This is a genomic window from Salipiger marinus (assembly GCF_035481585.1).
Lineage (GTDB): Bacteria > Pseudomonadota > Alphaproteobacteria > Rhodobacterales > Rhodobacteraceae > Salipiger > Salipiger marinus.
In genome coordinates this window covers 71647-96737 of the sequence record NZ_JAYKSL010000012.1, presented here as the reverse complement: position 1 = coordinate 96737, position 25091 = coordinate 71647, and the positions used below count along the sequence as shown (strand labels likewise).

The window sequence follows — 25091 nt, the reverse complement described above, 5'->3', positions numbered from 1 at the left end:
GATGACAGTTTCAAACCCGCCGTCGGGGGGCCGTTCCGGGCCTGCCCATGTGACAAGATTTGACCGCCGCAGCTTTCTGTCGACCGGCGCCGCCGGTCTGGGGGCCGCAGCCTTGGGTCTGCCGGGCCGGGCCCGCGCCGCAGGCCGCAAGGAGATCAGCTTTGCCACCGCCTCGTTCTTCGGCAGCGAGAGTTTTGGCGATCTGGTCGACAGCTTCAACGAAAGCCAGGACCGGGTGATGGTCCGCTATATCGAGCTGCCGCCGCCCAGTTCCTCGACCGAGGTCTATCAGGGGCTGGTGCAGCAGCTGGCGCGGGGCAACGGCACGCCGGACGTGTTTTCGCAGGATGTGATCTGGATCGCGGGTTTTGCCGCTGCCGGATGGGCGCTGCCGCTGGATGAATTCGTCGATGCCGACATGACCTCGAAATATTTCGAAGGCACGCTCGCCGCCTGCACATGGGATGGCAAGCTGACCGCGCTGCCGTGGTTCATGGACACCGGCATGCTGTATTACCGCAAGGATCTGCTGGACCAGTATGGCGAGACGGTGCCTGCCACATGGGACGAGATGGCGCGCATCGGCAAGGCCGCGATGGAGGCGGGCGATACCGAATTCGGCTTCCTGTGGCAGGGCAAGCAGGCGGAGGTTCTGGTCTGCGACGCGGTGGAGGCCATCGCCTCCAACAAGGGCGGCATCCTTGCGGAAGACGGGCGCAGCGCCCGCATCGGCGAGCCCGCCGCCATCGAGGCCATCCAGTTCCTTTACGACTCCATCAACACCGCGCGGATCAGCCCTGCCGACGTGCTGAGCTGGGACGAGGAGCCGTCGCGCCAGCCCTTCACGGCGGGGCGGTCGATGTTCCTGCGCAACTGGTCCTATGTCTGGCCGATCGCGCAGGATCCCTCGGTTTCCGAGATCGTGGGCAAGGTCGGCGCCGGGCCGCTGCCGCATTTTGCGGGCGGCAAAAGCGCCTCCTGCCTTGGCGGTTACCAGCTGGGGCTCAACGCCAATACCAAGGAGCGTGACGCGGCATGGGAATTCATGTCGTGGATGTCGGCGCCCGAGCAGCAGAAGCGCATCGCGCTGAATTTCGGGCTTGGGCCAAGCCGCCCGGCGCTGTTCGATGACGCCGATCTGAACGAACAGCAGCCCTTCATGGCGACGCTGCGCCCGGTCTTCACCGGCGCCACGCCGCGCCCGGTCACGCCGGAATATGCCAAGGTGACGCTGGCGCTGCAGTCGGGCCTGTCCAAAGCTCTGGTCAATGGCGAGGTCGAGCGGGAAATGGCCGCGCTGTCGGACCAGCTGGACAAGATTGTCGGCTGATCCCGTGGGCGTGGCGCGATCTTCCGTGGCGCGGGCAGACCTGTCTGCCCGCCCCGGCCCGGCCCTGCCGCGCTGGGTCTGGCCGTGGCTGCTGCTGCTGCCGACCTTTGTCGCCATCGGGGCGGTCGCCTTCTGGCCGATCCTCGAAGGCCTGCGGCTGTCCTTCACCAACACCTCGCTCATCACACGGCAGTCGGATTTTGTCGGGTTCGACAATTACGCGGGGCTTCTGTCCGACAGCCGCTTCTGGAACGCATGGGGCCACACGGTCTGGTTCACCTTCGCCTCCACGGTTCTGGAAACGCTGATCGGGCTTGGCATGGCGCTGGTGCTGTATGAACGCTTTCCCTGCCGGGGTCTTGTGCGCGCGGCGATGCTGGTGCCATGGGCGATGCCGACGGTGGTCACCTCCAAGATGTTCGGCTGGCTCTTTGACGGGCAGAACGGCGTGGTGAACTGGATCCTGCTGCAGCTTGGCCTGATCGACGCCAAGGTGAACTGGTATGGCGATCCCGACACCGCGCTGACCACGCTGATCATCGCCGATGTCTGGAAAACCGCGCCCTTCATGGCGCTGCTGCTGCTGACCGGGCTGCAGACCATCCCGAAATCCCTGACCGAGGCGGCGCGCATGGACGGGGCGCGGCCCTGGACGGTGTTCTGGTCGATCCGCCTGCCGCTGCTGATGCCGACGCTGCTGATCGCGGGGCTGTTCCGGGCGCTGGACGCGTTCCGGGTGTTCGATCTGGTCTATGTGCTGATCGGCGGCGGCCCCGCCGACAGCACCGAGACGCTGTCGACGCTGGCCTATAAGGAGCTCTTTTCCACGCTGGAATTCGGCTATGGCTCCACCGTGTCCACCGCGATGTTCCTCACCGAGGCGGTGCTTGCGGGCATCCTGTGCCTGTGGCTGGTGCGCACGATCCGGAGGGTGACATGACCCTGACCTCCCCCTCCGCCCTGCTGCGCCGCGCCGGGCTGTATCTGGCGGCGCTCATGATCCTGCTCTGGTCCGCCTCGCCCTTCGTGTGGCAGTTCGCGACCTCGTTCCAGCTGGACAAGGCGCTGACCTCGGGCACGCCGACCCTGATCCCCGATCCCTTCACATGGGAGCATTATTACAACGTCTTCTTCGAAAAGCAGCTGCACCGCTATGTGCTGAATTCGCTGATCGTGTCGCTGTCCACCACCGCGCTCTGCCTTGCTTTCGGTTCGCTGGCGGTATTTTCGCTGTCGCGGCTCAACATCCGCGGGCGCTACGGGCTGCTGCTGGTGATCCTGTCGGTGTCGATGTTTCCGCAGATCACCCTTGTCGGGCCGCTTTATATTCTTGCCTCCACGCTGCAGCTTCTCGACACCTATACCGCCCTTGTGCTGGTCTACCTCGCGCTGGTGCTGCCGCTGGTCACATGGGTGATGTATGGCTATTTCGAGACCCTGCCGCGCGAGATCGACGAGGCGGCGCGGATGGACGGGCTGGGCGCGCTTGGCACCTGCTGGTTCATCATTCTGCCCATGTCGCTGCCCTGCCTTGTGACCACCGGGCTGCTTGCCTTCATCACCGCGTGGAACGAATTCCTGTTCGCGCTCGCCTTCACCTCGAACATCGACCACCAGACGATCCCGGTCGGGATCGCGAATTTCACCAATCTTTACTTCGTGCCTTGGGGCGACATCGCGGCGGCCTCCGCCGTTGTGACCGCGCCGCTCATCCTGCTTGTGCTGATCTTCCAGCGGCACATCATCGAAGGGCTGACCCAAGGCGGGATCAAGGAATGATCATGGGACAAGACTTCAGACTGGGCTGCCAGACCTTCACATGGGAAATGCTCGGGGCGGGCTGGACCGGCGGGCCGGATGACCTGCTCGCGGCGATTGCGGCGGCGGGCTATACGGGGATCGAGATCACCGACAAGATGATCGGGCACTATATCGACGATCCCGCCGGATTTGCCGCCGCCTTGGACCGCGCCGGGCTGACGCTGGTCGCCTATGCCACAGCCTCCGCCAGCGGCTATTGCGAGGCGTCGCAGGTCGCGGCGGATGTGGCGCGGATGCGCGAGACGGCGCGCTTCGTGGCGCGCTTTCCCGGCGCGCTGATCTCGATGGGATCGGCCACGGTGATGTCCCCCGGCCCGCGCGCGGCAAAGCATGACATCGCGGCGCAGGTCTATGACGCCTGTTTCGAGGCGGCCGCGGCAGAAGGCGTGGCGCTGGCGGTGCATCCGAGTTCGCACCATGACACGCTGATCTTTGACGAGGCCGATTACGCCGCGCTGTTTGACAGGATGGATCCGCGGGTCGGCTGGGTGCCCGATACCGGCCATATCCTGCGCGGCGGCCAGAGCGTGGCGGCGGCAATGACCCGCTGGCGCGACCGCATCCGCTACGTGCACCTCAAGGACGTGGATGCCGCAGGCGATTGGGCGATGCTGGGGCAGGGGGTCGTCAACGTGGCCGAGGTGGCGCGGCTTGCCGCCCGCGCGCCCCACTTCACCGGCTGGCTGGTGCTGGAGGAGGAATCCGATACGGCGGGCCGCGATCCCGCCGCGGCGGTGGCCACCAATCACCGCGTGCTGCGACAGATGCTGGCGGCGGAGGGCCTGTGATGACCGAGCTTCATGTCGGGATCCTTGGCTGCGGCCCCATCGCGCAGTTCGCGCATTTCGAATCCTGCGTGAAGGCGCGCAATGCCCGCCTGCACGCGATCTGCGATGCCGCCCCCGACCTGCTGGAGCGGATGCGCGCCACCTACCAGCCCGGCCATACCTTTGCCGACTATGACGAGATGCTGGCCGATCCCGCGCTGGATGCGGTGATCATCGCCACCTCTGACGCGTTTCACGTGCCCGCAGCCCTGCGCGCGCTGGAGGCGGGCAAACATGTGCTCTGCGAAAAGCCCATCGGCGTGACCGTGGAAGAGGGCGAGGCGCTGGCTGCCGCCGTGCGGGCCAGTGGCCGGATCCTGCAGGTGGGCCACATGAAACGCTTTGATCCCGCGCTGGAGACGGCGCGCGATTTCGTGCGCGACGAGATGGGCCAGATCATCGCCCTGAAGGCATGGTATTGCGACAGCACCCACCGCTACACCAACACCGATGCCGTGCAGCCCAAACCGATCCTGTCGGCGCAGGCGCGCAGGCCTGCGGGCGATCCCAAGGCCGACAAGCGGCAGTATTACATGCTGGCCCATGGGTCGCATCTGGTGGACACGGCGCGGTTCATGTGTGGCGAGATCACCGCCGTCACCGCGCGCCTGCTGGAGCGGGCGGGGATGTGGTGCTGGTTCGTCGAGACGGAATTCGCCAATGGCGCGCTGGGGCATCTTGACCTGACGGTGGCGGTGCGCATGGACTGGCACGAGGGCTTCCAGATGTATGGCGAACATGGCTCCATCCTCGCCAAGACCTTCAACCCGTGGTATTTCCGGTCGTCCGAAGTGCAGATCTTTCACGAGAAAGACGCCACCACCCGCATGCCGCTGGCCGCCGACGGGCATTTCTTCCGCCGCCAGCTTGAAGGCTTTGCCGACACCATCCTGCAGGGCGCGCCGATGCGCGGCGCAGGCGTCGAAGACGGCATCGCCTCGATCCGCGCCATGGTGGCCATTGCCAGTTCCGTCCGGCAGGGCGGCGCACGGGTGGCGCTGGCCGATGTGACGGGGGCGGTGTGATGCAGGCGGGGATCTTTGCCAAGACCTTTGCCGGACACGATCCGCACACCGTGCTGATGCAGGTGCGCGCGGCAGGCTTTGCCGCCGCGCAGTTCAACCTCGCCTGCGCCGGGCTGGACCCGGTGCCCGAGGTGGTGCCCGAGGGCGTGTCAGGCTCCCTCCGTGCGGCGGCCACGGCCTGTGCCGTGGCGCTGCCCGCGCTCTCGGGCACCTGCAATCTGGCCCATCCCGATCCGGCCATCCGCCAGTCCGGCGTGACCCGGCTGCGCGGGGTGATCGGCTGCGCGGCGGCGGCGGGCATTCCGATGGTGACGCTCTGCACCGGCAGCCGCAACGCCGCCGATCAATGGGCGCCCCATCCCGACAACGCCACCCCCGAGGCATGGGCCGACATGCGCGCCGCCATGGCTGAGCTGGCCGAGATGGCCGAAGGCGCGGGCGTGGTGCTGGGCATCGAGCCGGAGCAGGCGAATGTGGTCCGCAGCGTCGGAGACGCGCTGCGGCTCGCGCAGGAACTGGGCACCGACCGGCTGCGCCTCATCCTTGATCCCGCCAATCTTTTTGACCACGGCTCCCCCGCCGAGGTGCGCGAGATCGTGGCCCGCGCGGTGGACGAGGCCGCGCCGTTGCTGGGTCTTGCCCATGCCAAGGACCGCACGCCCGAGGGCCGCGTGGTGCCGCCCGGCGATGGTGCGGTGGATTTTCCGGATTTTGTGCGGCGCCTTGCGGCGGCAGGCTATGACGGCGCGCTGGTCACCCATGGCATCGCCAAGGCCGAGGTGGCGCAGACCGCGCGGCGCCTCACCGCGTGGCTGGCATGACCGCGCCGCTTTGCCGCGATGGCCTGCCGCTGGCCGTGCACCGCGCCGGATCCGGCCCGCTGGCGCTGGTCCAGCACGGGCTGGGCGGCGATGCGGCGCAGGTGGCGGCGCTCTGGCCCGACAGCCTGCCCGTCACCCGGCTGACGCTGGACTGCCGCGGCCATGGCGGCTCGCCCAAGGGCCTAGGCGGCTGGAGCTTCGCGCAGTTCGCCGCCGATCTTGAGGCGCTGCTGGCGCGCGAGGCGCGGGCGCCGCTGGTGCTGGGTGGCGTGTCGATGGGCGCGGCGCTGGCGCTGCGGCTGGCGGTGGCGGGTCCGGGGCGGGTGCGCGGGCTGATCCTGCTGCGTCCGGCATGGGGCGTGGGCCCCGTGGCGGCGAACATGGCGCCCGTGGCCGAGGCGGCGCGGCTTCTGCTTGCCGGGCAGCGGTTCGAGGACAGCAGCCTTGCCCGCGACATGGCCGCCTCTCCGGACAATCTCGCCTCGCTGCGCGGCTATTTCACCCGGCCCGATGCTGCGGAATTTGCCCCGGTGCTGGCCGCGCTGGCGGCGGATGATCCCGGCCTGACCGGGGCGCAGATTGCGGCGCTGGACCTGCCCGCCCTCGTGCTGTCCGCGCCGCGCGACCTGATCCACCCCGCCGCGCTGGCCGAGGATCTGGCCCGCCGCCTGCCGCGCGCGACGCTGGTGCCCCTGCCCGACAAGGCCGCCGATCCACAGGCGCACCGGCAGGCCGCCGCCCGCGCCATCGCGCAGTTCCTTGCCCAACTTGACTGAAGGACGGTCATGACCCTGTTTCTCGACACGCTTCCCCGGACCCGGCTTCTGGCCGAGATCTCGCTCTGGTCCGCCGATCTGCTGAACCTTGAACGGGATATGGCCCGCATCGCGCCTTATGGCGACATCCTGCATGTCGACGTGGCCGATGCCCGCTTCACCCCCGGGTTCCTGTTCTTTCCCGATCTCGTCGCCCGCATCGCCGACGTGGCGCAGGCGCCGGTGCATGTGCATCTGATGACGCGGGGCGACATCGTGGTGGATCAGGCCCGCCAGTTCGCCGAGGCGGGCGCCGATCTGGTCACCGTCCATGCCGAAACCGGGGCCGAGGGGCTGGCCGCGCTGGAGCTGCTGGCGGCGCGCGGCACGGCGGCGGGCGTGGCCCTGACGCTGGACCAGCCGCTGGCGGCGCTGGATCCGTTCCTGCCCCGCGTGGCCATGGTGACGCTGATGGGCACGCGCATCGGCATCAAGGGCGCGGGGCTTGATCCCGAGGCCGTGCCCCGGATCCGGGCGCTGCGGCAGACACTGGCGGCGCAGGGGCTGGGGCGGGTGCGGGTGGCCGCCGATGGCGGCATCCGCGACACCACCGTGCCGGATCTGCGCGCGGCGGGGGCCGACACCGTGGTGATGGGCTCGCTCGCCTTTGGCGCGGACGACCTTGCCGCGCGTTTCGGCTGGCTGCGCGGGCTCGGGGCGCAGCAGGCATGACCGCCGCGCCCGTCCTGTCCTTTGACCTTGGCGGCACGCGGATGCGTGCGGCGCTGGTGGCCGGGGACGGATCCGTGCTGGCCATGGCCGAGGGCGCAACCCCGGCGCGGGAGGGGGTCGGCGCGGTGCTGGACGGGCTCTGCACTCTGGCCGCCGCCTGTCTGGCGCAGGGACCGGCGCCGCGCGCGGCGGGGCTCTGCGCGCCCGGCCCGCTGGATGCCGCGCGCGGCGTGATGCTGGCGCCGCCAACGCTGCAGGGCTGGCGCAACGTGCCTGCCTCGGCGCTGCTGGGGGACCGGCTGGGCCTGCCCGTGCTGCTGGAGAATGACGCCAATGCCGCAGCGTTAGGTGAACAGCTGTTCGGAGCGGGGCAGGGGGCACGGTCGCTGGTGTTCATCACCGTCTCCACCGGCATTGGCGGCGGCGTGATCGTCGATGGCCATATTCTGCGCGGGCGCGGCGGTCTGGCCGGAGAGATCGGCCATATGAAGATTGCCGAACACAGCCCCGAATGCGCCTGCGGGGCGCGCGGCTGTTTCGAGGCGCTGGCCTCCGGCTCGGCACTGGGGCGGCGCGCGGCAGAGCAGCGGCGCGGCGCGCCCGACAGTGCGGCGCCCCCCACCGGGCGCGACGTGATCGAGGCGGCGCGCGGCGGCGACCGGCTGGCGCTGCGTCTGGTGGCGGGACATGCGCGCTGGCTGGGCCGGGGCTTTGCCAATCTGCTGCATCTTTACGCGCCAGACGTGCTGGTGATGGGCGGCGGGCTGGCCAATGGCTTTGACCTGCTCGCGCCCCGGATCCGCGCGGAAATCGCGCAGTCCGCCATGCCCGATTACCGCGACACGCCCCTGCTGCGCGCGGCGCTGGGGGATGCGGCGGGGCTGGTGGGCATGGCGCATATCGTCCGGCAGGCTGCGCCGGACAGCGGGAGGGAGAGAACACATGGCTGATCTGGAGCTGAAGGGCCTGCGCAAGAGCTTTGGCGGGCTGGAGGTGATCAAGGGCGTCGACCTGACCGTCAGGGACCGCGAATTCGTGGTGTTTGTCGGCCCGTCGGGCTGCGGCAAATCCACCCTGCTGCGGATGATCGCTGGGCTGGAGCCGATCAGCTCGGGCGATCTGCTCATCGACGGGCAGCGAGAGAATGACAGCGAACCCATGGATCGCGGGCTGGCGATGGTGTTCCAGAGCTACGCGCTCTATCCGCACATGACGGTCGAAGAGAACATGGGCTTTGCCCTGCGGGTGGCGAAACTGCCCAAGGAGGACCGCGCCCGCATGGTGCGGGAGGCCGCCGAGGTGCTGGAACTGGGCCATCTGCTGTCCCGCCGCCCGCGCGAACTGTCGGGCGGTCAGCGCCAGCGGGTCGCCATCGGGCGCGCCATCGTGCGCAATCCGAAAATCTTCCTGTTTGACGAGCCGCTGTCCAACCTTGATGCGGCGCTGCGCGTGAACATGCGGCTGGAACTGATGCGCCTGCACCAGCGGCTGCAGGCGACGATGATCTACGTCACCCATGACCAGACCGAGGCCATGACCATGGCCGACAAGATCGTGGTGCTGCGCGACGGGCGGATCGAACAGGTGGGCGCGCCCATGGATCTGTACAACCGCCCCGCCAACATGTTCGTTGCGGGCTTCATCGGTGCGCCGAAGATGAATTTCCTGCCGCTGCAGGCAGGATCCGGCGCGCTGCGGCTGCCGGGCGGCGCGGTGCTGCCGGGGATGCAGGCCGCCGAGGGCATGGTGCTGGGCCTGCGCCCCGAACATATCGCGCTGGGGCCCGCCCGTCCCGGCGGGCTCGCGTGGTCCGGCACGCTGCGGCTGATCGAACGGCTGGGCGGGCTCAGCAACCTGCATGTGGATCTGCCCGACGGCACCGGGCTGGTGGTGCAGACCGATGGCGGCTTTGACGGGCGCCCGGGGGATGCGCTGGATCTGTGGGCCGACCGCGCGCGGCTGCATCTGTTCGACAGCGCCGAACAGCGGGTCGATCTGGAGGCCCGGAGGGCCGAGCCCGCGTGACGCGGGCCCGGATGCGGCCTAGCGCATGGTATAGCCGCCATCGACCATCAGCGTCTCGCCGGTGACCATGGCCGCGTCTTCGGAAGCAAGATAGAGCGCCGCCGCCGCGATCTCTCGGGGTTTGGCGAAACGGCCCACCGGGATTTCGGCGCGCGCCTTGTCGCCCTTTTCGCCGGACCAGCCGATCACCGCCATGGGCGTGTCGACCACGGTGGGGGCGATGGCGTTCACCGTCACCCCGTGCCGCGCCCATTCAAAGGCCTGCACCCGCGTCAGCAGGTTCAGCCCGGCCTTGCTGGCGCCATAGGCGGCATGTTCGTCCAGCGCCACCACCCCCGCCTGCGACGAGATGTTGATGACCCGCCCGCGCCCCGACCGCTGCAGATAGGGCAGCGCCGCCGCCGACAGCAGCCATGGCGCGCGCAGGTTGATGCGCATGGTGCGGTCCCAGACCTCTACCTGCGGATCTGCGGCGGCAAAGATCACGCCATGCCCGGCATTGTTGACAAGAATGTCGATGCCCATCTCCGCGCCGATCCCGGCACAGACCGAGGCGATCGCCTCCGGATCCTCCAGATCCAGCGTGAAGGCGCGATGCTCCGGCCCCAGCCTTGCGGCCAGATCGGAGGTGTCGCGCAGATCCACCAGCGCCAGACGCGCGCCGGCGCGGGCGAAGCCTTCGGCCATTGCCGTGCCAATGCCCCCCGCCGCCCCGGTGATGAGGGCGGTGAGCCCTGAAAGATCAGACATGCCCGCCCCCTAGATGTCGAAATTCGTCGGCAGCACGATCACGTCGCGGATCGTCACCGTGCGTTTGCGGGTCAGCATGAACATCACCGCCTCTGCCACCTCCTCGGGCTCGATCAGGCTGCCATTCTCCTTGGCCTTGCGCAGGTTCTCTTCGGGCCAGTCCGCCAGCAGGGCAGAGATCACCGGACCGGGCGACACCTGCCCGACGCGGATCCCGTGCCGGAAGAGCTGGCGGCGCATGGTCTGCACGAAACAGGTGATCGCCCATTTCGACCCGGAATAGACCGGCTCCCACGGGATCGCGGAATGCCCCGCGACGGAACAGGTCACCACGATGTCGCCGCTGCCCCGGTCGGTCATGTGCGGCACGACCGCGTGCACGTTCTTCATCACCGCGTTGACATTGAGGTTCAGCATCCGGTCGATCGCGGCGGCGGTGGTTTCGGTCAGATCGCCACCGATATAGCTGCCCGCGTTGCAGTGCAGGATGTCGATATGCCCCGCCTTCTCCAGCACCTGCGGCACCATCGCATCGCAGCTTTCGGGGTCCAGCAGATCGGTCACCTGCGCGATGGCGCGCGCGCCCAGCCGGGTCGTGATCCGCTCCAGCGCGGCGGCGTCGCGGTCGACCAGCACGACGGTCGCCCCCGCCGCATGCATCGCCTCCGCCGAGGCGAGCCCGATCCCCGAGGCCGCGCCGGTGACGGCGGCCACCTTTCCTTCCAGTTGTGTCATGTCAGTCCTCCCTCTGGCGGGCCGGTCCGGCCCCGCGTGGTGTGGTCAATGCGTGGTGTAGCCGCCATCCGCGACGAGGATTGCCCCGGTCACGTAGCTGGAGGCGGGAGCGGCGAGGAACAGCGCGCAGGTGGCCATTTCCTCGGGTTCGGCGAAGCGGCCCATGGGCGTGTTCTCGGTCCAGATGCGGTTCCAGTCCGGATTGGCGATGCCGCCCTTGGTCATGTCGGAAATCACATAGCCCGGTGCGATGGCATTCACCCGGATGCCCCGCGCGGCATATTCAAAGGCCATGGTCTTGGTCATCTGGTGGATCGCCGCCTTGGAGGAGTTGTAGGCGACCTGCAGCTGCGGCTTGTTGGCCACATAGCCGGAGATGGAGCCGACATTGACCACCGTGCCGCCGCCGCCCTGCGCCAGCATCTGCGCCACGGCGGCGCGGGCGATGCGGAACGGCGCGATCAGGTTGGTGCCCATGATGTAGTCAAGCTGCGCGTCGTCGAATTCGTGGAAATTGCCATTGGCGGCGACACCGGCATTGTTCACCAGCACGTCGAGCCTGCCAAACGCCTCGCAGGTGGCGGCGACCAGACGGGCACCGGCCTCGGGGTCGGTGACATCCTCCTGCACCCAGCGGTAGCGGTCGGGATGCGCCTCCAGCAGCGCGGCAAGGCCGGGGGTCTGGCTGCGGCTGGTCAGCAGGCAGGTGGCGCCCGCCTCGCCAAAAAGCCGCGCGATGGCAAGCCCGATGCCACGGTTGCCGCCGGTGATCAGGGCCGTCTTGCCGTCGAGGCGGAACTGGTCGAGAGACATGGATTTTCCTCCGTCTGGTGATCCGGCCTCAGGCCGGAAGGGGGGCGCCGCGCTGCAGGCAGGCGGCGGAATAGGGGCGCAGCGCCGCCATGACGCGGTCGATCAGCAGCGCTTCGGGATCCAGCGGCACATCGGCCAGATCCTGGGCTGCGGGCAGGTGCTGGCGCAGCAGCGGCAGCGGCAGGCGCTGGCCGCGCAGCGCGGCCAGCAGCCGGTCCACCGCGTGCTGCGCCTGTGGCGCGGGCCAGTAATAGCGGATGCGGTCGGACAGCGAATAATGCCGCAGCAGGCGCGCCTCTGCCCCGGTGCCGTAATGGCGCTGCCAGGGACCGGGCGCCGCCAGCATGGCCCCCTCCATCGCGGCCAGAAGCGGGCGGGCGCCATAGCCGGGCAGCAGATCCGAGGCGATCAGATCCAGCGCGTAAAGCGCCTCGCGCAGCGCAAAGGTGACCTCTGGCCCGACCTTCAGCAGCGCGTAGCCGTCCCGCACCAGCGCTGCCAGCGCCTCGGGGCCCTGATAATCGGTGGAATGCGCCTCAAAGACGAATTGCGGCTCGGCGCGCAGCACCGCGTTCAGCGCCTCTGCGCGGTCGGGCGCATAGCGGATGACGTTGCGGTTGCCGAATTCCACGCCGGGCTGGACGACCAGCGCTATGGCGCGGTCGAACGCCGCCTGCAGCCCCGCCTCGGCAAAGACCCGGCGATGCACCGCGATGCTGCGTTGTGCCGCCTCGGGGGCGGTGGGGTCGACCCGGTCGAGCAGGTGATCGGCCCCGCCGGGGGGCGGCACCTCGGTGCCCAGCACGTAATGCGGGGCGGGCAGGCCTGCGGCGGCAGCGCTGCGTTCGGCGGCGGCGGCAAGGCGCGCGGCGCGCGCCGCCGTCGTCTCGTCATCCAGCGCGTCGGGTTCGCCCGCGCAGCCCATGGACGCATCCAGATGGATCTTGCCGAAGCCCGCCGCCACATAGGCAGCGACCATCGCCTCCGCCTCCTCCATCGCCTCTGCGGCGGGGCGGTCGCGCCACGGATTGGGGCCAAGATGGTCGCCCCCCAGCAGCAGACGCTCCGCTGGCAGCGCCTCCTCTGCCGCCAGCCGCCGCACCAGCCCGGCAAAATCGTGCGGCGTCATGCCGGTATAGCCGCCCTGATGGTTCACCTGATTGCAGGTCGCCTCGATCAGCACGGTCTCGCCGGTGGCGCGCCCCAGCCGCAGCGCCGCGCGCAGCACCAGCGGATGGGCGGAACAGACCGAGGTCAGGCCGCGCTGGCCGCGCAGCCGCGCCAGATCGGTCAGCGCCAGCGCGGTCATGCGCGATACCCCGTGGCGGCGATGAACGCATCCAGATCGGCGCGCGTGCCCGCCCCTTCCATCGGGCCGCGCCGGGTGACGTTGCGCGCCCCGGCGGCGCAGGCATAGGTCAGCGCCTCGGCCACCGGCAGGCCCAGCCTGCGGCAGGTCACATAGGCCCCGCCGAAACAGTCGCCCGCGCCGGTGGGGTCGATCTCTTCCACCGCGAAGGCCCGGGAATGGGCCGGGGGCGCGTCGCGGCGGTAGACGGTGGCGCCCGCCTCGCCCTGCTTGAGCGCGATTTCGGCCACGCCGCCCTGCAGCAGGGCCGCAATTGCCGCCTCGGCATCCTCCACCCCTGCGGCCTGCTGCAGTTCGGCGCCCGAGGGCAGCAGCAGATCACACTCCGCGACCATGCGCGCGAAACGCGGCAGGATGTCGGGATCGCGCAGCAGTTCCTTGCGCAGGTTGGGATCAAAGGACACGCTGCCACCCCGCGCCTTGATCCGGGGCAGGGCGCGGTCGGTCACCTCCCACGCGCTTGCCATGGCCAGTGCTGTGCCCATCACATGCAGATGCCCGGCACGGTCGCACAGCGCCTCGGTTCCGGCGGTCCAGCCGAAGCGCGCGGCGGCGGATTTGGCAAGGTTGAACACAAAATCCCGCTGCCCGTCAGGTCGGTAGCGCACGAAGGCGCTGCCGGTGGGATAGTCCGGATCAATGCCGATGGCGCCGGTTTCGACCCCGTCCTGCCGCAGCCGGTCCAGATTGAGCTGGCCAAAATCGTCATCGCCGACGCAGCCGACCAGCGCCGCAGCCCCGCCCAGCCTGCCGCATTGCGACATGAAGATGGCCGGGGCGCCGCTGGGATAGGGGCCGATCAGCGGCTGCGGCGCGCGAAAGCCGCAGCCCGGCGTGGTGGCGACGATCTCCACAAGGATCTCCCCGACGCAGAGCGTGGGGCCAAGGCTGTCCGGGGCAGGGAAGCTCATGTCAGGCCTGCGCGGTGGTGGCGCGGCGGCGGCGTGCCTCGTCAAGGCCGCGTTCGATGAAGCCCTTGGCATGGGCCGCCAGCGGATCGCTGTCCGTCCATGTGTCGCGCCAGATCGCGCAGGCGCGCGACAGGGCGCCATCCACCACGGCGCTGGAAAAGCTCTCGAACACGATGTCGCGCTGGTAGTCGATCTCCAGCAGCGCGTCGAAGATCAGCGGAAAATCGATGGTGCCGCAGCCCAGATAGCCGCGGTTGCTTTCCCCGATATGGAAATAGCCGATCCTGTCCCCCGCAAGCCGGATCGCCGCGGCGGGGTTCGCCTCTTCGATGTTCATGTGGAAGGTATCAAGATGCAGCCGCGCATGATCGGAGCCGGTGGCGTCAAGAAAGGCCAGCCCCTGCGCCGTGGTGTTGAGCAGGTTGCTTTCGAAGCGGTTGACGATTTCCAGCACCAGATCGACGCCTGCGGCCTTGGCGATCTCTGCGGTTTCGGCGATGGCCTCGACGCTGTTCTTCCAGCCGGTTTCGGTGGGATGGCGGTCATATTTCATGTGGGCGGAAAACAGGATGCCGCCCAGCTTGGTGCCGCCGATGTCGCGCACCGCCTGAACCGCGTCGCGCAGCATCGCCTTGCCCGCCGCGACCCGGTCCGGATCCTCGCTTGAGACGTCCTTGTCGGCGGGCAGGCCCATGGTCACGCCGATGGCGACATCCAGCGCCTGCGCCCGCTGCGCCAGCCGGTCAAGGTCAAAGAGTTCGGGCCGCAGATAGGCAAATTCGATGGCGCGGTAGCCATGTTCCGCCGTCTTTTCCAGCGCGCGTTCCAGATCGTCCTGCGTCTGGCCACCCGTCCAGACGAACGAGTGAATCCCCAGCTGTCCCATGCAGCTCCTCCCTTGTGGCTCCATCTGCGGCCCCGGCCTCCCAACCGGGGATCTGCCCACGGGGGCAGGGTCGGGGCAGGCAGAGACACCCCGAACACAACGGAGATTACAAGTGCATCGCAGGACTTACAAATGATTTCTTTACGCGCGGCAGGTTTTTGGAAGGCACGGGCTCAGGTGCGCCCCCTCTGACCCGGGGCACAGGTCAGAGCCCTTGCAGGACGGGGATTTGCGCGGGTTCAGGCGGTGGCCAGCAGCAGATCGGCGGTCACGTCATCGGTGATCAGCATGGTCACCAGCCCGTGCCGCGCGGCGGCGCGGATCACGTTGACCTTGTGCGGACCGGCAGCCACGAGGATCTTTTCGGGAATCGCCGCCAGCGTGTCGAGCGTGATGCCGATGGTGCGCGCGTCCAGATCGTTGGTGACGCTGTGGCCTTCGGCGTCCAGAAACCGCCCCACCACATCGCCGATCGCCCCAAGCTGCAGCAGGCGTTCGGCATGATCCGTCGAAGGCAGGCCCGAGGACACGAGATAGGAGCGGGCCGAAATGTCGCTGGCGGTCAGGATCGCCGCGTCAAGCTGTTCGAACTTGGCCAGATGTTCGCGGAAGATTTCCTGCCCCAGAAACGCCTCGCGGTCGATGCCTTCGGACAGGAAGATGGGCGCCGCCAGCAGCGAATAGCTGGCCCCCAGCCGTTCGGCAAACCCCGAGGCGATGCCGAAGGAGTTGAAGATCGCGCCCTTGGTGGTGCCGCCGATCATCGAGATGATCTCAAGATCCGGAAAATTCTGCCGCGCCATGTGGGTGATCGCGCGCTGCAGCGTCATGCCCCAGGATACGCCGATCTTCTGCCAGCCCGCCGTTTCCAGATGCCGCGACAGGAAAGAGGCCAGCGCCGCGCCGACGGGCGTGTGGAAATCATACTGGTCGCGGTTGGCGGGCGCGATCAGCACCTGATCCAGCCCCAGCGCCGCGCGCAGGTCGTTCTGCTGTTCGACCCGGGGCAGGAAGGGGGATTCGATCTGCACCTTCACGATCCCCAGCGCCTTGGCCTTCTGGATCGCCTGATTGACGCGCAGCCGCGTGACGCCAAGCGCCGTGCCGATCTCGGCCTGAGTCATGCCGTTGATGTAATAATGCCAGCAGACTTCGCTGACGAACGAGAACGCCTCGTCCTCTTTTTCCTTGAGCATTCCGACTTCCCATCATTCGAGCGGCGTCCAGACTAGCAGCATCCCTGACGGCATCACCAGACAATACATCTGTCTCGTATGATTTACATATGAATATTTCACTTGAATGGAAGCCCATACATTTGTATTGGTGACGTCGGGAGAGGCATCGCGGAGAGGAGCCGCAGCTGCTGCGGAGGGCGGCGCCAAACCGAATTTCTTAGGGAGGATAACCATGAGCTTTGCAGTCAGGCTGGGCGTGTCGGCGCTTGCCCTATCCGTTGCGGCCGGAAGCGCCTTTGCGCAGGATGATGAATTCTGGGCCAAGGCCGGAGAACAGTTCCAAGGGGTGACCCTGCGCGGGGTGACCGAGGCCACGCCGCCATCCAATTACATCAGCGACGTGCTGGCCCCCGAATTCGAGGAAAAGACCGGCATCCGGGTCGAGATCGAAACCACCTCGTGGGACCAGATGTATGACAAGGCCATCAAGGACATGGAGGCCGGGACCGGCATCTATGACATGGTCTATATCGAGCAGGACATCGTTTACGCCTATCTGGCCCGCGATTTTCTGGTGAACGTGACGCAGGCGCTGGAGGAAAATCCGGACCTGAAGGCGCCGTCTTTCGACGAGGCCGATTTCACCACCTTCGCCGATTATTTCCGCGGCGATGACGGGGATCTTTACGGGATCCCGATGGAAGCCTTCATCAAGATCTACCTCTATCGCACGGATCTGTTCAGCGATCCCGAGGTTCAGGCGGCCTACAAGGAAAAGACCGGCAAGGATCTTGCCCCCGCCACCACCCATGAGGACTATCAGGCGATTGCCGAGTTCTTCACCCAGTGGGGCGAGGATCATGACATGGATCTGTGGGGCACCACGGCGCAGGCCCATACCGGCCATCCGGCTTCGTGGTATGAATATGTGGAATCCGTCGCCCCGACCTTCGGCGTCTATGGCTGGGGGATCGATCCCGACAACAACTATGCCGCCACCGTGGAAAACGGCGGGGCGATGAATTCCGACGCGGCGAAGGCCGCGCTGAGATGGTGGCTGCACATGCGCGACATCGCGCCGCCGGAATCGGTGCAGTCCACATGGACCGAGGTGGCGACCACCTTCGCCGCCGGGCGCGCCGCTCAGGGGCTGGTCTATGGCGAAAACGCCGCGTGGATCGCCTCGGATGACACCAAATCGCGCGTGGTGGGCAATGTCGGTGTGGCACTGCCGCCGCTGCAGGATGGCGTGATGGAGGCCGCCGAGTCCGGCGAAGGCTATATCGGCTATTACGACGGCGGCGCCTTCGGCCTGCCGGTCACGTCCAAGAACCGCGACGCCGCCCTGCTGTTCCTGCAGTATATCGGGCAGGAATCGGTGCAGCCCGGCTGGGCAGTCGCGGCTCCGCGCATCACCCATACCGCCACCTATGACGATGCCGGGGTTCAGGACATGAACACCGAACTGGGCGGCTATTACGACATGCTCAAGGATCAGGGCCGTCTGTTCGCCGGTGCGCCCGCCTATCCCTTCCATGCGCAGCTGCGCGAGGCGGTCGCCCCGATCTTCTACGAGATCCTGACCGGCAGCATCGACCCCGATGCCGGGCTCGACCAGATGGCCGAAAAGGCCGAGCAGGAACTGACCGACCTCGGATATCGTCAGTAAGCGTCACGCCCGCAGGGGCATGCCGCAGCCGGGCCGCCTTCGGGCGGCCCGCGTTTCCCCGCCGCATCCGGGCGCCGGGACACAGGACCGCCGCACCCCTTTGCCACACAAGGACCATCCGATGCATTCCACCAAACTGGGATGGCTGCTGCTTGCACCGACGCTGCTGGTGCTGTTCTTCTTCGGCGTGCTCCCCTTCATCTACGTGCTCTATGTCTCGTTCCACCAGTGGAACCCGTTCGCGGTCAATCCGGACATGGTGTTCAACTGGGCCGAGAATTACCGCCGCGTGGTCTTCGACGCGCAGTTTCTGGCCTCGCTCGGGGTGACGGCAGCCTTCGTCTTTTTCGCGGTGATCTCCGAACTGATCCTCGGCTATATGCTGGCGCAGGCCTTCATGAAGGACTTCCCCGGCAAGGCGATCTTCCGCACCATCCACACGCTGCCGCTGATCATGGCGCCGATCATCGTGGGCTCGATCTGGAAGCTGATGACCACGCCCTCCATCGGGATTCTGCCCAACCTGCTCGACAACTGGTTCGGCTATGATCTCAACATCGGGCAAAGCGCCATCGCCGCCTTCGTGACCACCGTCATCATGGACATCTGGCACTGGACGCCGCTGGTGACGCTGACGCTGATCGCGGCACTGGTGTCGCTGCCGCCCGACCCGTTCGAACAGGCGCAGATCGACGGCGCCAACAAGCGGCAGATCTTCTGGCACATCACGCTGCCGATGATCCGCCCGGCCATCCTCGCCACCGTCTTCATCCGGCTGATGGACGCGCTGCGCACGGTTGACGAGGTGCTGATGCTGACCGGCGGCGGCCCCGGATCCGCGACCCGCTATGTCGGCGTGCACATCTTCAAGGAGGTCTTTCCGCGGACGAATTACGGCTATGGCTCGGCCATCTCGGTTGTCGTCCTCTACCTCACCATCGTGGCGTGCTGGCTGCTGTATGTCGGCCTGATCGCGCCCCGCAACAAGAAAGCCTGAGACGATGCGCAAGAACCGCCCATGGCTCTACTCGCTGTTCTGGATCGTGGTCAGCTTTCTGACGCTGTTCCCGATCTACTGGCTGTTCGTGATCTCGGTGAAACCGGCGGTCGACCTGTTCTCGACCCCTGACATCCTGATCAAGAGCTTCTACTGGCAGAACTACATCGACGTGCTGAACGACCGCACCCTGCGCGGCTATATGGTCAATTCGCTGGTGATCTCCACCGGCAATGCGGTGCTGTGCACGGTGCTGGGCTTTTTCGCCTGCTACGCGCTGTCGCGCTTCGACATGGGCGGCAAGGAAAGCATCTTTTTCTGGACCATCACCAACCGCATGGCACCCCCGGCGGTGTTCCTGCTGCCGCTGTTCCTGCTGATGACGCAGGTCTACCGCATCGGCGATTTCAGCCTGCTGGACACGCGGATCGGCATGATCCTTGTCTACTGCACCTTCAACCTGCCCTTCGCCATCTGGACGCTGCGCCCCACCGTGGACGGCATCCCAAAGGAGCTGGACGAGGCCGCCTATGTCGACGGCGCAAGCCCGTGGAAGGTGATTACCGAAGTGGTGCTGCCGCTGGCCCGGCCCGGCCTTGCGGTCACGCTGATCCTGACTTGGGTCTTTGCGTGGAACGAATACCTTCTGGCCGCGACCCTGACCAATTTCAACGCCCGCACCCTGACCACCGGCCTGTCGGAATATGTCACCACCACCGGCACCGAATGGGGGATCATGGCGGCGATTTCGGTCTTTACCCTGATCCCCGCGCTGATTGTCTTCGGTCTGGTGCAGAAACATATCGTGGCGGGCCTGACCTTTGGCGCCGTGAAGGGATAAGATCATGACCATTCCCCCCGACATGGACGAAAAGTTGGATCTGCGCGACAACGAGCCGCCACCCCCCGAGGAGGAGGAGACCGGCTTCCTGCCGATCCAGACCAACTGGTTTGACCGGCTGTTCATTTCCGTGGTGATCTGGGTGGCCCTGTCGCTGGTCTGGTTCCGCTTCATCGAACCCTTTGGCCCCTCCATCTGGATTTCCAACGCCATTGCCCTTGCGGTGGCCGTCCTTATCATCACGAAAGGCTAACCCATGAGGTCTCTCGTTCTCGAACGCAAAGACGAGCTGTCGCTGCGCGACTTCCCCGAAATCGACCGCACCGAGGCGGTGCTGGGTCCGCGCGACGTGCGGATCAAGCTGCACACCGTGGGCATCTGCGGATCGGACGTGCATTATTACACCCATGGCAAGATCGGCCAGTTCGAGGTGAAGGCGCCGATGATCCTTGGCCACGAAGCCTCCGGCACGGTGATCGAAACCGGGGCAGAGGTGCAGGATCTGGCCGTGGGCGACCGCGTCTGCATGGAACCGGGCATCCCCGACCCCAATTCCCGGGCGACCCGGCTTGGTCTTTACAACGTCGATCCCGCCGTGCGCTTCTGGGCGACGCCGCCGGTGCATGGCGTGCTGCGCCCGACCTGCGTGCATCCCGCCGCCTTCACCTTCAAGCTGCCCGACACTGTCAGCTTTGCCGAAGCCGCAATGGTCGAACCGCTGGCCGTGGGGGTGCATGCCGCGACCAAGGCGCGGGTGCGTCCGGGCGACATCGCCGTGGTGCTGGGGGCGGGGCCCATCGGGCTGGTCACGGCGCTGGCGGCGCTGGCCGCAGGCTGCGCGCGGGTCTATGTGACCGACCTTTCCGAAAAGAAGCTGGAGATCGCCGCCTCGCTCAGCCGCGCCATCGTGCCGGTTCCGGCACAGCCGGGCCGGCTTGCCGAACAGGTGCACGCCGAGACCGAAGGCTGGGGCGCCGACATCGTGTTCGAGGCGACAGGCTCGCCCAAGGCGGCGGCGGGCGTGTTCGAGCCCTTGGCCCCCGGCGGCTGCGTGGTGATGATCGGCGGTCAGCCCGATCCCATCCTGTATGACGCAGGCGCTGCCATGGTGCGCGAGGCGCGGGTCGAGAACATCTTCCGCTACGCCCATGCCTTTCCGCGCTGCGTGGCGATGCTGGCCTCTGGCGCCATCGACGTAAAACCGCTCATCACCAGAACCTTTGATTTCGAGGACAGCGTCCGCGCCTTCGAAATCGCCGCATCCGCGCCGCCGGCCGACGTGAAGATGCAGATCGCATTGCCGCAATAAGGGAACAGGACATTGGCAGAGGTCAAGATCGACAATGTCGTCAAGCGCTACGGCAGCCTGCAGGTCATGCATGGCGTCAGCGTCGACATCGAGGACGGCGAATTTGTCGTGCTGGTGGGCCCGTCGGGCTGCGGCAAATCCACCCTGCTGCGCATGCTGGCGGGGCTGGAGCAGATCAGCGGCGGCACCGTCGCCATTGGCGGGCGCGTGGTCAATGACGTGCCCCCCAAGGAGCGCGACATCGCCATGGTGTTCCAGAGCTACGCGCTTTACCCGCACAAGACCGTGGCGGAAAACATGGGCTTCCCGCTGCGGATGGCCAAGCGCCCGCAGGCCGAAATCGACGCCAAGGTGACCAAGGCGGCCAAGATCCTTGATCTTGACCGCTATCTGGACCGCTACCCCAAGCAGCTGTCGGGCGGGCAGCGGCAGCGGGTCGCCATGGGGCGGGCCATCGTGCGCGATCCGCAGGTGTTCCTGTTCGACGAGCCGCTGTCGAACCTTGACGCCAAGCTGCGCGTCACCATGCGGGTCGAGATCAAGGAACTGCACCAGCGGCTGAAAACCACCATCGTCTATGTCACCCATGACCAGATCGAGGCCATGACCATGGCCGACAAGATCGTGGTGATGCGCGATGGCCGGGTCGAACAGATCGGCGCGCCGCTGGATCTGTATGACCGGCCCCGGAACGTCTTTGTGGCGGGGTTCATCGGCTCGCCTTCGATGAATTTTGTGCATGGCCAGATCGCCATGCGCGACGGGGCAAAGCGCTTCGTCTCGGAGGGCGGGCTGGTCCTGCCGCTGCCGGAGACCTCCGCGCAGGACGGGCAGAAGGTGACCTATGGCATCCGCCCCGAACATATCGGCGTGGGCGAAGGTGGCGTGCCGGTGCGCGTGGTGGTGGTGGAACCCACCGGGTCAGAGACGCAGATCTTTGCCCGCGCAGGGACCGATCTGGTTGACGCCGTGGTCAAGGACCGCATCATGGTGCGGCCCGGAACCGAGGTCGGCTTCCTGATCGATCCGGTGAACGTGCATCTTTTTGACCGCGAGACCGAACAGCGCATCTGAGACGGCGCGCGGCAGGGCAGAGACAGGCAAAGGACAGGCAATGACGCAGGCGCAGGCCATCATCTTCGATCTAGACGGCTGCCTTGTGGACAGCGAACCGCAGTCTCTGGCGGCGGTCGCCGCCGAGATGCGGGCGCTGGGGATTGCGGATGCCACCCCCGAAGAGATCGGCGCGCGGTTTCTGGGCGTGTCGATCAGCGTCATCCATGACTATGTGGAACGCCGGTCCGGCGCGCCCTGCCCGCCGGAGTTTTCGGCGAATTTCGAACGCCGCCTGTTTGCCTCCTATGAAACCGGGCTGACCTGCATTCCCGGCGTGCCCGACCTGCTGCAGCAGCTGCAGGCCGAAGAGGTGCCCATGGCCATCGGCACCGGGGGATCGCTGCTGCGCCTTGCCACGACGCTGCGCCTGTCGGGGCTTGCCCCCTATTTCGAGGAACGCGGCTTCAGCGCCGATCAGGTGGCGCAGGGCAAGCCCGCGCCGGATCTGTTTCTTCTGGCCGCGCGCAAGCTTGGCGTGCCGCCAGAGATCTGCGTGGTGATCGAGGATTCCCCGCATGGGGTAAAGGCCGCCCGCGCCGCCGGAATGCGCGCCATCGGCTTTACCGGCGGCACGCATCTTGACGGACGGCGCGAGGTGCACGCAGATACCCTCAGACAGGCGGGCGCGGAGGAGGTGCTCGCGGACATGTCACAAATGTATGCGGCCCTCAGCGCCCTGCGGCATGCGCCGCGCTGAGCTTGCCGCCGGGAGGAAAAGACATGGTCTATCTGGGCATTGATCTGGGAACATCGGGGCTGCGCGCCCTGCTGATGGACGAAAAAGGCGCGCCGATTGGCGCTGCCGAACGGCATTATACGGCGGATCATCCCCGGTCGGGCTGGTCTGAACAGGATCCGGGCGACTGGATCACCGCACTGGACGGCGCGATCGGGGATCTGCGCGCGGCGCATCCGCGCTTTGCCGACCTGCGCGGGATCGGGGTGGCGGGGCACATGCACGGCGCCACGCTGCTGGATGCGGACGGCGCGGTGATCCGGCCCTGCATCCTGTGGAACGACACCCGCTCCCATGCCGAGGCGGCGGCGCTGGACGCCACCGAAGGCTTCCGCCAGATTTCCGGCAACATCGTCTTTCCGGGCTTCACCGCGCCGAAACTTGACTGGCTGCGGCGGCACGAGCCCGAGAATTTTGCCCAGATCGCCAAGGTGCTGCTGCCTGCGGCCTATCTGAACTTCTACCTGACGGGGGGCTTTTTTGCCGACATGTCCGACAGCGCGGGCACCTCGTGGCTGGATACCGGCGCGCGCGACTGGTCCGAGGCGCTGCTGGCCGCAGGCGGCATGCGCCGCGACCAGATGCCCGACCTGCTGGAGGGCTGCCAGCCCGGCGGCGAACTGAAGCCGGAGCTTGCGGCGCGCTGGGGCCTGACTGGCCCCGTGGTGGTGGCCGCCGGGGCGGGGGACAATGCCGCCGCCGCCTGCGGCATCGGCGCCATGGACGAGGGGCAGGGCTTTGTCTCGCTTGGCACCTCGGGCGTGCTGCTGGCGGCGCGCAACGGCTACCGGCCCGCGCCTGAAACCGCGCTGCACACCTTCTGTCACGCGGTGCCGGGGCGCTGGTATCAGATGGGGGTCATGCTGTCGGCCACGGACAGCCTCAACTGGCTGGCGCGGATCACCGGCACGCCACCCAAGGATCTGACCGCCTCGCTGGGGGACACGCTGCGCGCGCCGGGCCGGGTGCGGTTCCTGCCCTACCTCTCCGGAGAGCGTACGCCGCATAATGATGCGGAAATCCGCGGCAGTTTCACCGGGCTCGGGGCCGAAACCACGCGCGACGACCTGACCCGCGCGGTGCTGGAAGGTGTCGCCTTCGGGCTGCGCGACAGTCAGGCCGCGCTGGCGGGCACCGGGCTGCGGCTGGACCGGCTGATGGCCATCGGCGGCGGCACCGGATCGCGCTACTGGCTGAAACTGATCGCCACGGCGCTGAACGTCACGCTGGATCTGCCAAGCGGCGGCGAATTTGGCGCGGCCCTTGGCGCGGCCCGGCTGGCGATGCTGTCGGTGGGCGACGGCACCATCGAAGAGGTGATGACCCAGCCCGCCATCCGCGAGGAGATCGCACCCGATCCCGCGCTGCGGGCGGAGTTCGACGCCGCCTATGAAAGGTTCCGGCAGGCCTATCCGGCGATCCGCGCCGCGCAGTAACGCCCCTCTCCGTCTGTCTGCAACAGCCTCGGCCCGATGGGCCGGGGCTGTTGTCGTTCGGGCCGGCGCAGCTTGACCGCTGCGTGTCCCCGCAACGCTGCGGAATTGACAGCCGCAGCAGACTCACCTTAGCTGGCATGGTGACCGGACCAGTTGTCTATCTGCGCGGCAGGGGGAGTGCGGCAGTGCGAAATGTCCAGAAGCTGCTGCTCGACAGTGCCAGCGAGATCGGGCGCGACATGCGGCGGCTGACCATGAAAGACGTGATCGCGGAAAAGATCGCCGCGATGATCGGCTCGGGGCTGCTGGCGCCGGGGGATGAACTGCCCAGCGAACGCGACCTTGCCGCCGCCTTGTCGGTCAGCCGCGAAACCGTGCGCGTGGCGATCCAGACCTTGGCCGCGCGCGGCATCCTTGCGGTCAGTCAGGGCGCGCGCACCAAGGTGCTGACCGATGACATCGGCGCCATGGCCGTGGGGATGATCCGGCAGATCGACGTCAACCGCTATGACGTGGACGAGGTCCACGCGGCCCGGCTGCTCATCGAACAGCAGGTGGTGGGGGAGGCTGCGGCGCGGATCTCGGACCGGGTGCTGGAGGATCTGCGCCGGTCGCTGGTCACGCAGCAGGGCTGTCTGGAGGATCCGCTGCGGTTTCTGATCGCGGACCGAGAATTTCACGTCGCCATCTATCGCGAAAGCGGCAACAGCCTGCTGAGCGACGTGGTGACCGACCTTTACACCTATATGATGGAGTATCGCCGCCGCATCGTGTCGCGGCCCGGTGCCATCGCGGGCAGCCTGTCCGACCATGCCGAGATCCTTGCCGCGCTGGAGGCGCGCGACGCCGCCCGCACCCGCGCCGCCTTTGCCCGGCACGAGGACCGCATCTACACCACCACACGATCCCTGCTTTCCGAACGCGACACGTCGCCGGGAGCGGGATCCTGACACCGGGCGCGCCGCATGCGGCGCACCCAGAGGCAGGCCCAACAAGGCCGCCATCACGG

General features: G+C 67.4%; 26 protein-coding genes. 19 read left to right on the top strand and 7 right to left on the bottom strand.

The features are described from left to right. Position 1: 1 nt before the first annotated feature. Genes VK682_RS16465 through VK682_RS16420 form a run of 10 tightly spaced genes read left to right on the top strand, consistent with a single transcriptional unit; the run spans position 2 to position 9336 of the window. Complete coding sequence (locus VK682_RS16465; protein ID WP_089846299.1) at positions 2-1330, top strand: ABC transporter substrate-binding protein; 1329 nt, start codon at positions 2-4, stop codon at positions 1328-1330. Continuing rightward, a complete protein-coding gene (locus VK682_RS16460) occupies positions 1320-2270 on the top strand; it encodes a carbohydrate ABC transporter permease (RefSeq protein ID WP_230796660.1) in 951 nt (316 codons plus the stop codon). The genes VK682_RS16465 and VK682_RS16460 overlap by 11 nt, the downstream gene beginning before the upstream one ends. Beyond that, positions 2267-3109, top strand: a complete 843-nt coding sequence (locus VK682_RS16455; protein ID WP_230796661.1) for a carbohydrate ABC transporter permease — start codon at positions 2267-2269, stop codon at positions 3107-3109. The genes VK682_RS16460 and VK682_RS16455 overlap by 4 nt, the downstream gene beginning before the upstream one ends. Before the next feature lie 2 nt (positions 3110-3111). After that, entirely contained in the window at positions 3112-3939 is an 828-nt protein-coding gene (locus tag VK682_RS16450) for a sugar phosphate isomerase/epimerase family protein (RefSeq protein WP_230796662.1), read from the top strand. Beyond that, positions 3939-5003, top strand: coding sequence for a Gfo/Idh/MocA family protein (locus VK682_RS16445; RefSeq protein ID WP_230796664.1), 1065 nt, complete (start codon positions 3939-3941; stop codon positions 5001-5003). Before VK682_RS16450 ends, VK682_RS16445 begins: the two co-directional genes overlap by 1 nt. Further along, entirely contained in the window at positions 5003-5824 is an 822-nt protein-coding gene (locus VK682_RS16440; RefSeq protein WP_230796666.1) for a sugar phosphate isomerase/epimerase family protein, read from the top strand. Before VK682_RS16445 ends, VK682_RS16440 begins: the two co-directional genes overlap by 1 nt. Next, complete coding sequence (locus tag VK682_RS16435) at positions 5821-6600, top strand: alpha/beta fold hydrolase (protein ID WP_324782233.1); 780 nt, start codon at positions 5821-5823, stop codon at positions 6598-6600. The genes VK682_RS16440 and VK682_RS16435 overlap by 4 nt, the downstream gene beginning before the upstream one ends. 9 nt (positions 6601-6609) lie before the next feature. Continuing rightward, positions 6610-7311: a ribulose-phosphate 3-epimerase gene (locus VK682_RS16430; protein WP_230796670.1), complete on the top strand. Its 702-nt coding sequence runs from the start codon at positions 6610-6612 to the stop codon at positions 7309-7311. Continuing rightward, positions 7308-8261, top strand: a complete 954-nt coding sequence (locus tag VK682_RS16425) for an ROK family protein (protein WP_230796672.1) — start codon at positions 7308-7310, stop codon at positions 8259-8261. The genes VK682_RS16430 and VK682_RS16425 overlap by 4 nt, the downstream gene beginning before the upstream one ends. Continuing rightward, entirely contained in the window at positions 8254-9336 is a 1083-nt protein-coding gene (locus VK682_RS16420) for an ABC transporter ATP-binding protein (RefSeq protein ID WP_324782232.1), read from the top strand. The genes VK682_RS16425 and VK682_RS16420 overlap by 8 nt, the downstream gene beginning before the upstream one ends. A gap of 18 nt (positions 9337-9354) precedes the next feature. On the opposite strand, the gene VK682_RS16415 is transcribed toward VK682_RS16420, so the two are convergent. The 7 genes from VK682_RS16415 to VK682_RS16385 form a co-directional block, all read right to left on the bottom strand. Continuing rightward, on the bottom strand, positions 9355-10086 hold the full coding sequence (locus VK682_RS16415) for an SDR family oxidoreductase (protein ID WP_230796676.1): 732 nt from the start codon (positions 10084-10086) through the stop codon (positions 9355-9357). A gap of 9 nt (positions 10087-10095) precedes the next feature. Further along, positions 10096-10821, bottom strand: coding sequence for an SDR family oxidoreductase (locus VK682_RS16410; RefSeq protein ID WP_230796677.1), 726 nt, complete (start codon positions 10819-10821; stop codon positions 10096-10098). A gap of 45 nt (positions 10822-10866) precedes the next feature. Then, entirely contained in the window at positions 10867-11634 is a 768-nt protein-coding gene (locus VK682_RS16405; RefSeq protein WP_230796678.1) for an SDR family NAD(P)-dependent oxidoreductase, read from the bottom strand. A 28-nt stretch (positions 11635-11662) separates the two neighbouring features. Then, positions 11663-12943: a D-tagatose-bisphosphate aldolase, class II, non-catalytic subunit gene (locus VK682_RS16400; RefSeq protein WP_230796679.1), complete on the bottom strand. Its 1281-nt coding sequence runs from the start codon at positions 12941-12943 to the stop codon at positions 11663-11665. Further along, the gene (locus VK682_RS16395; RefSeq protein ID WP_324782231.1) at positions 12940-13914 is read right to left on the bottom strand and encodes a tagatose kinase; all 975 of its coding nucleotides are present in this window, start codon (positions 13912-13914) and stop codon (positions 12940-12942) included. The genes VK682_RS16400 and VK682_RS16395 overlap by 4 nt, the downstream gene beginning before the upstream one ends. A 1-nt stretch (position 13915) precedes the next feature. Next, entirely contained in the window at positions 13916-14800 is an 885-nt protein-coding gene (locus VK682_RS16390; RefSeq protein ID WP_089846273.1) for a sugar phosphate isomerase/epimerase family protein, read from the bottom strand. A 239-nt stretch (positions 14801-15039) separates the two neighbouring features. After that, entirely contained in the window at positions 15040-15996 is a 957-nt protein-coding gene (locus tag VK682_RS16385) for a sugar-binding transcriptional regulator (RefSeq protein ID WP_089846271.1), read from the bottom strand. Between the two features lie 214 nt (positions 15997-16210). Between VK682_RS16385 and VK682_RS16380 the strand changes: the two genes are divergently transcribed. From VK682_RS16380 to VK682_RS16340, 9 genes are all read left to right on the top strand, one after another. Beyond that, positions 16211-17647, top strand: a complete 1437-nt coding sequence (locus tag VK682_RS16380; protein WP_324782230.1) for an extracellular solute-binding protein — start codon at positions 16211-16213, stop codon at positions 17645-17647. Between the two features lie 121 nt (positions 17648-17768). After that, positions 17769-18644, top strand: coding sequence for a carbohydrate ABC transporter permease (locus VK682_RS16375; protein WP_089846268.1), 876 nt, complete (start codon positions 17769-17771; stop codon positions 18642-18644). Positions 18645-18648: 4 nt separating this feature from the next. Next, positions 18649-19485 (top strand): carbohydrate ABC transporter permease, encoded by an 837-nt coding sequence (locus VK682_RS16370; RefSeq protein WP_089846266.1) that lies wholly within the window; start codon positions 18649-18651, stop codon positions 19483-19485. A gap of 4 nt (positions 19486-19489) precedes the next feature. Beyond that, on the top strand, positions 19490-19738 hold the full coding sequence (locus VK682_RS16365; RefSeq protein WP_230796688.1) for a DUF2160 family membrane protein: 249 nt from the start codon (positions 19490-19492) through the stop codon (positions 19736-19738). A gap of 3 nt (positions 19739-19741) precedes the next feature. Further along, on the top strand, positions 19742-20794 hold the full coding sequence (locus VK682_RS16360; protein ID WP_230796690.1) for an NAD(P)-dependent alcohol dehydrogenase: 1053 nt from the start codon (positions 19742-19744) through the stop codon (positions 20792-20794). Positions 20795-20806: 12 nt separating this feature from the next. Then, complete coding sequence (locus VK682_RS16355) at positions 20807-21868, top strand: ABC transporter ATP-binding protein (protein WP_269062013.1); 1062 nt, start codon at positions 20807-20809, stop codon at positions 21866-21868. Between the two features lie 40 nt (positions 21869-21908). Continuing rightward, positions 21909-22607, top strand: a complete 699-nt coding sequence (locus VK682_RS16350; protein WP_324782229.1) for an HAD family hydrolase — start codon at positions 21909-21911, stop codon at positions 22605-22607. Between the two features lie 23 nt (positions 22608-22630). Continuing rightward, positions 22631-24082, top strand: coding sequence for a xylulokinase (xylB, locus tag VK682_RS16345; RefSeq protein ID WP_230796694.1), 1452 nt, complete (start codon positions 22631-22633; stop codon positions 24080-24082). 185 nt (positions 24083-24267) lie between these two features. Then, the gene (locus VK682_RS16340; RefSeq protein WP_230796696.1) at positions 24268-25032 is read left to right on the top strand and encodes a FadR/GntR family transcriptional regulator; all 765 of its coding nucleotides are present in this window, start codon (positions 24268-24270) and stop codon (positions 25030-25032) included. The last annotated feature ends 59 nt before the right edge of the window (positions 25033-25091 follow it).

What these genes read in the sequence shown, in the direction of transcription:
- VK682_RS16450 (WP_230796662.1), top strand. Translation starts at nt 3,112, where the DNA reads ATGGGACAAGACTTCAGACTGGGCTGCCAGACCTTCACATGGGAAATG.
- VK682_RS16380 (WP_324782230.1), top strand. Translation starts at nt 16,211, where the DNA reads ATGAGCTTTGCAGTCAGGCTGGGCGTGTCGGCGCTTGCCCTATCCGTT.
- VK682_RS16440 (WP_230796666.1), top strand. Translation starts at nt 5,003, where the DNA reads ATGCAGGCGGGGATCTTTGCCAAGACCTTTGCCGGACACGATCCGCAC.
- VK682_RS16365 (WP_230796688.1), top strand. Translation starts at nt 19,490, where the DNA reads ATGACCATTCCCCCCGACATGGACGAAAAGTTGGATCTGCGCGACAAC.
- VK682_RS16445 (WP_230796664.1), top strand. Translation starts at nt 3,939, where the DNA reads ATGACCGAGCTTCATGTCGGGATCCTTGGCTGCGGCCCCATCGCGCAG.
- VK682_RS16435 (WP_324782233.1), top strand. Translation starts at nt 5,821, where the DNA reads ATGACCGCGCCGCTTTGCCGCGATGGCCTGCCGCTGGCCGTGCACCGC.
- VK682_RS16425 (WP_230796672.1), top strand. Translation starts at nt 7,308, where the DNA reads ATGACCGCCGCGCCCGTCCTGTCCTTTGACCTTGGCGGCACGCGGATG.
- VK682_RS16350 (WP_324782229.1), top strand. Translation starts at nt 21,909, where the DNA reads ATGACGCAGGCGCAGGCCATCATCTTCGATCTAGACGGCTGCCTTGTG.
- VK682_RS16465 (WP_089846299.1), top strand. Translation starts at nt 2, where the DNA reads ATGACAGTTTCAAACCCGCCGTCGGGGGGCCGTTCCGGGCCTGCCCAT.
- VK682_RS16455 (WP_230796661.1), top strand. Translation starts at nt 2,267, where the DNA reads ATGACCCTGACCTCCCCCTCCGCCCTGCTGCGCCGCGCCGGGCTGTAT.
- VK682_RS16430 (WP_230796670.1), top strand. Translation starts at nt 6,610, where the DNA reads ATGACCCTGTTTCTCGACACGCTTCCCCGGACCCGGCTTCTGGCCGAG.
- VK682_RS16405 (WP_230796678.1), bottom strand. Translation starts at nt 11,634, where the DNA reads ATGTCTCTCGACCAGTTCCGCCTCGACGGCAAGACGGCCCTGATCACC.
- VK682_RS16385 (WP_089846271.1), bottom strand. Translation starts at nt 15,996, where the DNA reads ATGCTCAAGGAAAAAGAGGACGAGGCGTTCTCGTTCGTCAGCGAAGTC.
- VK682_RS16415 (WP_230796676.1), bottom strand. Translation starts at nt 10,086, where the DNA reads ATGTCTGATCTTTCAGGGCTCACCGCCCTCATCACCGGGGCGGCGGGG.
- VK682_RS16395 (WP_324782231.1), bottom strand. Translation starts at nt 13,914, where the DNA reads ATGAGCTTCCCTGCCCCGGACAGCCTTGGCCCCACGCTCTGCGTCGGG.
- VK682_RS16370 (WP_089846266.1), top strand. Translation starts at nt 18,649, where the DNA reads ATGCGCAAGAACCGCCCATGGCTCTACTCGCTGTTCTGGATCGTGGTC.
- VK682_RS16420 (WP_324782232.1), top strand. Translation starts at nt 8,254, where the DNA reads ATGGCTGATCTGGAGCTGAAGGGCCTGCGCAAGAGCTTTGGCGGGCTG.
- xylB (WP_230796694.1), top strand. Translation starts at nt 22,631, where the DNA reads ATGGTCTATCTGGGCATTGATCTGGGAACATCGGGGCTGCGCGCCCTG.
- VK682_RS16410 (WP_230796677.1), bottom strand. Translation starts at nt 10,821, where the DNA reads ATGACACAACTGGAAGGAAAGGTGGCCGCCGTCACCGGCGCGGCCTCG.
- VK682_RS16390 (WP_089846273.1), bottom strand. Translation starts at nt 14,800, where the DNA reads ATGGGACAGCTGGGGATTCACTCGTTCGTCTGGACGGGTGGCCAGACG.
- VK682_RS16375 (WP_089846268.1), top strand. Translation starts at nt 17,769, where the DNA reads ATGCATTCCACCAAACTGGGATGGCTGCTGCTTGCACCGACGCTGCTG.
- VK682_RS16400 (WP_230796679.1), bottom strand. Translation starts at nt 12,943, where the DNA reads ATGACCGCGCTGGCGCTGACCGATCTGGCGCGGCTGCGCGGCCAGCGC.
- VK682_RS16360 (WP_230796690.1), top strand. Translation starts at nt 19,742, where the DNA reads ATGAGGTCTCTCGTTCTCGAACGCAAAGACGAGCTGTCGCTGCGCGAC.